Raw genomic sequence first — 2,523 nt, 5'->3', positions numbered from 1 at the left:
CACACACACCTGCCTGGAGCCTCTTTGCTGATGCTGCGCCACACCGCCCGCCCCTGCCTTGCAGGGACGCTGCCCCTTTCCTCTCGGCCTTCCACGCCCGGCGCCACCCGGGCTCGGCCATGAAAACCGCCCGCGCCGATTGGCGCTACCGGCTGGCAGTCACCTCGCGCGCCGTGGCGGCAGTGGGGGGCGGCTATGCGCTGGCAGCAGGCTTCACGGCGGCGATGTCGCTGCTGCTTGCGCAGTGCATGCCACGTGTGGAGGCCGTGATCACCGCCACCATGCTCGCCTGGTTGGTGTATGCCGCTGCCGCAGGCTGGGCTTTTTATGCGCGCACCGCCTGGGGGGCGTGGGGTGGCACGCTGCTGCCCGCACTGGTACTGGGCGCCTGCGCCATGGCACCGCAATGGATGAAGGCGGCGGCATGAGCACCACCACACTGACACCCGACGCCGCGCCAGAGCGCGCCCCTGACAACGCGGCCACCGACACCCCCAGCAAGGCCAGAGTCCCCAAGGCCCCCAACGACCGCGAAGGTTTTCGCCAGGCCATGTCGTGGCTGCATACCTGGGCCGGGCTCATCCTGGGCTGGCTGCTGTTTGCGATCTTCCTCACCGGCACGCTCTCCTTCTTCAAGAACGAGTTCAACCTGTGGATGCGCCCCGAGATGCATGGCCTGCAGCCGGTGGATGCCACCGACCCGCAGGTGGCGCAAAAGGCCCTGGACGCACTGGTGCGCAAGCTGCCCAACGTCACGCAGTGGATCATGCACCTGCCCGACGACCGCGATCCCGCCGTCAACATCCTGTGGCGCGACACTGGTAACGGCCGCTTCGAGACGATGCGCATGAACCCGCAGACCGGCGAGGCCATCGACACCCGCCAGACCATGGGTGGCGACTTCTTCTACCGCTTCCACTTCGAGCTGCGCACGGCGCAGAAAGGGCGCTGGACACTCGAAGGCCGCTGGGTGGTGGGCGTGGCCACCATGCTGATGTTTGTGGCGCTGATCACTGGCGTGATCACGCACCGCCGTATCTTCAAGGACTTCTTCACCTTCCGCCCCAACAAGGGCGGACAGCGCGCCTGGCTGGACGCACACAACGTCACCGGCGTGCTGGTGTTGCCGTTCTATTTGATGATCACCTTCAGCGGACTGATGATCTTCCACTCGCTGTACATGCCTTCCGGCATTGCCACGGCCTACAAGGGCGAGAAGGGCGTGGACTCCAACGCGTACTTTGCCGACCTGCAGGGCGACAAAGCCGAAAACCGCGCCCGCCGTGGCGCCGCCGACAAGGTAGAACCCCTTCCCGCCATCACGCTCGCGCCCATCCTGAACGAGGCCCGCACCCGCTGGGACGGCGGGCGCATCGGCAGCGTGCAGGCACGCCGCGACGCCAAGGGCCGCGCCGTGGTCGAGGTCACCCGCCACGAAGGCGACCGCCTGCAATACCGCCCGCCGCGCTTGCTGTTTGACGCCACCACCGGCCAGTGGCTGGACCAGGCCGACGCCACCGGCCCCGCGGTCAAGACCTATGGCGTGCTGGTGGGCCTACATGTGGCGCGGTTTGCCGACACCGGCCTGCGCTGGGCGCTGTTTGGCTTTGGCCTTCTGGGCTGCCTGATGATCGCCACGGGCATGGTGCTGTGGTCGGTCAAGCGCAGCGCCAAGTCGCTGACACAGGCCAGCCGCAAAGGCGCCACAAACGCAGCGGATGCAGCCACGCCCAAGGCACCCTTTGGCGAGCGCCTGGTGGCTGCCATCAACATCGCAACCCTGGCGGGCCTGCCGCTGGCCTGCGGCGTGTACATCGCATCAAACCGACTGATCCCGCTGGGCACCGAAGGCCGGGCCGATGTGGAACTGGCGTGGTTCTTCAGCGCCTGGGGCCTGGCACTGCTGTGGGCGCTGGGTTGCGCCGTGGTGCGGCCCAGCCGCGTGGGCTGGTCGGTGCCACTGGGCGTGGCAGGGCTGGTGTGGGCGCTGCTCCCGGTCGTCAATGCGCTGACCACACACACCCACCTGGGCATCACGCTGCCTGCGGGTGAATGGGTGTGGGCCAGCATGGACCTGGCCTTCCTGACCACCGGGCTGCTGCTGGGCTGGCTGTCATGGCGGCTGCGCCCGGGCCGAGTAACCAACGGCAAAGCGGCTGCGGCCAAGGCACCACGCACGCCCCCTGCTGCCGCATCGCCTGCGACACCCGACGTGTCCGTTTCGACCTCGGGAGCCTGAGCACCATGTCCGCTTTTCTGCTGTGTTTTGCGGCCTGGTCGGCCATTGCGCTGGGCATGGATCGCCACCACGAAGACGCCACAGGCCGCGAAGGTGCGGCCCGCCACCTGCAACAGCTGCGCCGGGCCGGGTGGCTGCTGCTGCTGCTGTCGCTGTGGCTGGCAGCCCTCCCGACAGGTAGTACGCCTGCCTCGCTGGGCGTAGCGGCCTGGGCGGTGGCCTTGTCGGTGGCTGCCGTGGCCGTGACGGCCACCGTGACCTGGCAGCCCCGGCGCGCGCCGCTG

The 2,523-nt window shown here is 68.5% G+C and carries 3 protein-coding genes; all 3 read left to right on the top strand.

Annotated elements, in window-relative coordinates:
• Positions 1–119: 119 nt before the first annotated feature.
• Positions 120–428 carry a DUF3649 domain-containing protein gene (locus tag DBR12_RS13985; protein WP_108617816.1) on the top strand — a complete coding sequence of 103 codons (309 nt, stop codon included), beginning with the start codon at positions 120–122 and terminating at the stop codon, positions 426–428.
• Positions 425–2,239 (top strand): PepSY-associated TM helix domain-containing protein, encoded by a 1,815-nt coding sequence (locus DBR12_RS13980; RefSeq protein WP_369861569.1) that lies wholly within the window; start codon positions 425–427, stop codon positions 2,237–2,239. The genes DBR12_RS13985 and DBR12_RS13980 overlap by 4 nt, the downstream gene beginning before the upstream one ends.
• Positions 2,240–2,244: 5 nt before the next feature.
• Positions 2,245–2,523: DUF3325 domain-containing protein (locus DBR12_RS13975; protein ID WP_108617815.1), on the top strand; the 279-nt coding region annotated here is incomplete at its 3' end.

This window comes from Acidovorax sp. HMWF029, from assembly GCF_003060895.1.
Taxonomy (GTDB): Bacteria; Pseudomonadota; Gammaproteobacteria; order Burkholderiales; family Burkholderiaceae_C; genus Acidovorax.
This window is presented reverse-complemented; position numbering and strand designations above follow the sequence as displayed.

Coding starts and splice junctions, on each gene's coding strand:
- DBR12_RS13985 (WP_108617816.1), top strand. CDS start 120: ATGAAAACCGCCCGCGCCGATTGGCGCTACCGGCTGGCAGTCACCTCG.
- DBR12_RS13980 (WP_369861569.1), top strand. CDS start 425: ATGAGCACCACCACACTGACACCCGACGCCGCGCCAGAGCGCGCCCCT.